The sequence below is a fragment of the Synechocystis sp. LEGE 06083 genome (assembly GCF_015207725.1).
GTDB classification, from domain to species: Bacteria; Cyanobacteriota; Cyanobacteriia; order Cyanobacteriales; family Microcystaceae; genus Synechocystis; species Synechocystis salina.
In genome coordinates this window covers 1-3,890 of the sequence record NZ_JADEWJ010000326.1, presented here as the reverse complement: position 1 = coordinate 3,890, position 3,890 = coordinate 1, and the positions used below count along the sequence as shown (strand labels likewise).

Annotated in this window: 5 protein-coding genes and 1 pseudogene; 1 reads left to right on the top strand and 5 read right to left on the bottom strand. The window is 47.9% G+C overall.

The window, feature by feature from the left end:
* Positions 1–786 (bottom strand): TldD/PmbA family protein (locus tag IQ219_RS17805; RefSeq protein ID WP_255512840.1); only part of this gene is annotated, 786 nt, incomplete at its 3' end.
* A 235-nt stretch (positions 787–1,021) separates the two neighbouring features.
* Here IQ219_RS17805 and IQ219_RS17800 point away from each other — a divergent pair.
* Entirely contained in the window at positions 1,022–1,489 is a 468-nt protein-coding gene (locus IQ219_RS17800) for an ABA4-like family protein (RefSeq protein ID WP_190599441.1), read from the top strand.
* Between the two features lie 136 nt (positions 1,490–1,625).
* On the opposite strand, the gene pntB is transcribed toward IQ219_RS17800, so the two are convergent.
* The 4 genes and pseudogenes from pntB to IQ219_RS17780 all read right to left on the bottom strand — a co-directional run.
* On the bottom strand, positions 1,626–3,068 hold the full coding sequence (gene pntB / locus IQ219_RS17795; protein ID WP_194073489.1) for a Re/Si-specific NAD(P)(+) transhydrogenase subunit beta: 1,443 nt from the start codon (positions 3,066–3,068) through the stop codon (positions 1,626–1,628).
* Positions 3,069–3,107: 39 nt separating this feature from the next.
* The gene (locus tag IQ219_RS17790; protein WP_194073488.1) at positions 3,108–3,332 is read right to left on the bottom strand and encodes a type II toxin-antitoxin system HicB family antitoxin; all 225 of its coding nucleotides are present in this window, start codon (positions 3,330–3,332) and stop codon (positions 3,108–3,110) included.
* Positions 3,333–3,455: 123 nt separating this feature from the next.
* Positions 3,456–3,593 (bottom strand): hypothetical protein, encoded by a 138-nt coding sequence (locus IQ219_RS17785; RefSeq protein WP_228017313.1) that lies wholly within the window; start codon positions 3,591–3,593, stop codon positions 3,456–3,458.
* A 5-nt stretch (positions 3,594–3,598) separates the two neighbouring features.
* A pseudogene (locus tag IQ219_RS17780) lies at positions 3,599–3,890 on the bottom strand (hypothetical protein); the annotation flags it as partial.

Genomic DNA, 3,890 nt, shown 5'->3' with positions numbered 1-3,890 from the left:
ACTAATATGTAGTCCTTCGATCGCCACAGCTTGTCCTAATTTTTCCGCCCACGGGGATGAACCTTCCGTTACCCGTTGTCCATGGAGAGCTTCCCCCACCGTATCCCACAATAAACCGGCCGCCCCACTGGTGAGCAAGATGGGCATTTTGCCCCCCTGGATTTGTTGATTAATTTCTGCCCAAAGCAAGCGTTGCCGCAGATTTTCCACTACCTGTTGGACGTCGGCTTGACCCCGGCATTGCTCCCCATCGTAAATAGCCAAAAAATCTTCCCCCCTAATCCATTCCACCCCGAAGTAGTAGCTCAAACTTCTCTCGGTCCAGGTACAATCCAAACCTTCACTGTTGATGAGGCGGGTACTGTCGGTGCTACAGGCTAATTCCCCACTACAAAGCACTTCTGGAAACTCTGACCGTAAACTGACGATCGCCGTTTGGCCCCAATCGATTAATTGTTCGACGGAAAAATCCTCACCCAAGCTTTCCCGATAATCTTGACGGGGATTAGTGAAGCGGGGCGGATTGGGAGGATTCAAGGCTGCTAGGGCCAAGGCTTTTTCAACTAAAACCCCAGGCTCCACCGGCCCATAGGCCACAGCTAAACCGGCCTGACCATTTTTCCATAGCCGCAGGGCCACCCCTTCCGATTCGGAACTTTCCAACTGCTTTAACCGATTAGCCTCAAAAAAAACCGGCCGAGAAAAGGAACGGGAGTAATAAACTTCAGCGCTTTCCGCTCCGGCTCGTTGGGCTTGGTCAAGGTAAACCGATAGATCGGTGGTCATGGCAAAAAATCAAACGTAATTCTTTTCCCATTATCAACCCCCACTGCTGAATGGAGGGCGATCGCCGCCACAATGCAATACCACCAAGTAGTTGACGGCCTAACCCCGTACAATAGACTTCCGTCGTCAACTGTAGTCGCTGGAAGTGCCCCAATCTCCTCAAAACCACAGTTGAACCTTGCCAGACCACTCAAAATTCGCCAGGATCAGTAACACTCCTGCGGACTATTTCTTTATGCTCCTTTCTTCGACGGCAACGGAACTTATTTTTAACGTTAGTAATCTAGGGGTTCTACCGTTCTGGGCCCTGATGATCCTTCTACCGGGATGGCAGGGAACCCAAAAGGTGATGCAGTCATTCATTCCCCTGGCCCTTTTGGCAGTTGTTTATTTGCTCTTATTCATTAATTCCCTGGGATCAACATCGGCCGCCGCCCTGGCTAGCCCGGAATTGGGGGTAATTGCCCAGGCCTTTAGCGACCCCAGTATCATGGCTGTGGGTTGGATACATTACTTGGTGATGGATCTGTTTGTCGGACGCTGGATCTATTGGCAAGGGCGAGAAACGGGCATCTGGACGACCCATTCCCTGATTTTGTGCTTGTTTGCCGGGCCCATCGGTCTTTTATCCCATTTCCTGACCACGGCGATCGTTCAAAAATGGCCAAAATCTTCTTCTTCCCTGGCCTCCACCGATACGTAAACCCGCCAGCCCCAATCTCTGGCCCACACCCGCCTAATTATCTTTGGTGTGGATAACCATCAATAACCGTTGGCAAAAATAGGGGAAATTGTCCACTTCCCCCATTCGCCAATTGATTATGTTTTCAGTGGTGATCCTAGGCAGAAACTAGAACCCTATCGCCACTGGCCGCCTCGTCCTTGGCCCGTAGTTGGGTCAAAATGGCATCGACATTTTTCTTGGCATCCCCGAAGAGCATTTGGGTATTTTCCTTATAAAACAAAGGATTTTCCACCCCGGCATAACCCGAAGCCATACTCCGTTTCATCACCACCACCTGTTTAGCTTTCCATACTTCCAACACCGGCATGCCGGCGATCGCACTGGTGGGATCTTCCAATGCACTGGGATTGACCGTGTCATTGGCTCCAATCACCAACACCACATCGGTTTCGGGGAAATCTTCGTTAATTTCGTCCATTTCCAGCACCACATCATAGGGCACATTGGCTTCCGCTAGTAAAACGTTCATGTGACCGGGAAGACGGCCAGCGACGGGGTGAATACCAAATCGAACGGCAATGCCCTTTTCTTTGAGCAATTTGGTGATTTCTGCCACGGGATGCTGGGCTTGGGCCACTGCCATACCGTAACCAGGGGTAATGATTACACTCTGGGCATCGAGTAATTCCTCTGCCACTTCTTCCGCACTGGTTTTAGTGACCGTACCAGTTACCTCCTGGGCCGGCCCTTTGGAAGCTTTACTAGAACCTTCCCCAAACCCACCAAGGATAACGCTGATGAAGGAACGGTTCATGGCTTTACACATGATGTAGCTCAGAATTGCGCCACTGCTTCCCACTAAAGCTCCGGTAATAATCAGCAAATCGTTGGAGAGCATAAAGCCCGCCGCCGCCGCCGCCCAACCGGAATAGCTGTTGAGCATGGAAATTACCACGGGCATATCTGCCCCCCCGATCGCCGCAACGAGATGGAGTCCTAATACCCCGGCAATGGCGGTCATGATTAGCAATGGTGTTAAACCAGCGGGGCTATCTAGTTGCATAAATTGCACACCAAAAATAACCGTGGCCACTAGCAGAGAAATGTTCAAGAAGTGCCGAGCCGGGAGCATGAGAGGTTTACTGCTGATAATGGCCCGTAATTTACCAAAGGCCACAATGGAGCCGGTGAAGGTAACGGCCCCAATAAATACGCCCACATAAATTTCTATTTGATGAATGAAAGCTTCGGAACCCGTTAAACCATTTTCCGGGGCCAGGTAATTAGCAATACCTACTAGGACAGCGGCTAAGCCGACAAAACTATGCAGAATAGCGACCAATTCTGGCATGGAGGTCATAGCGACCCGGGAAGCCAAAAGGAAACCGATCACCACAGCGGGGATAATCGCCCCGAACAGGGTGGTATAACCGGTAAAACTTCCTCCCAAAGCAGTGGCTAAAAAGGCGATCGCCATACCGGCTATGCCGTAAAGATTTCCTCGGCGGGCCGTTTCCTGGTTGGCTAAACCCCCTAAGCTGAAGATGAATAATATGCTGGCGGCCACATAGGCCACGGTTTGTAAACTGTTAGACATAGAAATTAGTTGGAATTAGTCGGTAATCTTGTGAAATGATTAAGATTTTGCGTAAACCTTTTCGATAATTGGGATCGGATCTCCGTGTTTACGATAGCTTTCTCTCACCTCTTGCCAAGCAATTTCTAACTCAGCAAGGGCGGCCTGGGGAGAATCGGAAAAAGCAGAAACACTGGGCATTTCTACCAAGTAAGCTAACCAATCTCGATCCTTATCTTGAAAAAGATTAATTGTATAATCATTAAAAATATTGGGGAGAGCCATGATCACTCTTGAGAGTAAATTAAGGAATTGTTTAACTTGATAACTCTTTGCTTGGCTGTTGGCTAGATTGATAAGCGATCCTTGTTTGACGAGTATCAGATACAATGACTACCAGTTTGATGATTAAATATCTAGATCAAAATCATCTCGGAGAACTGAACCAAATAGGGCAAACTTATTTATTTGCCATTGCTGACAAAACGCAGTAATTTTGTCTGGATCAATGGAAGTTCTATATTTAGATGCTACGGAAATTTGCATGGAAACTATCGAGCGATAACGTAGGAAACAGAAATATGGAAACCGACCTCATGTTGAGTTAATTGGAAATCTCTGATAATTCTGTTGTCCTTAGGGAATACATCTAATTTGCGCTCAATTAATTCCTCAACAAAATTTCTTAAATCCTGCGTCGCTTCTATACTTTCTGGGTCGAGGGGATTGACCAAATCCACAAAAAAACTTTCCATAAGTTTTTCTCGTTCACTTTCAGGAAATACGGCACAATTCCAGGCTAATATTGCTAACTCAAAGAAAAATTCCCTTTCTTCATAGGAG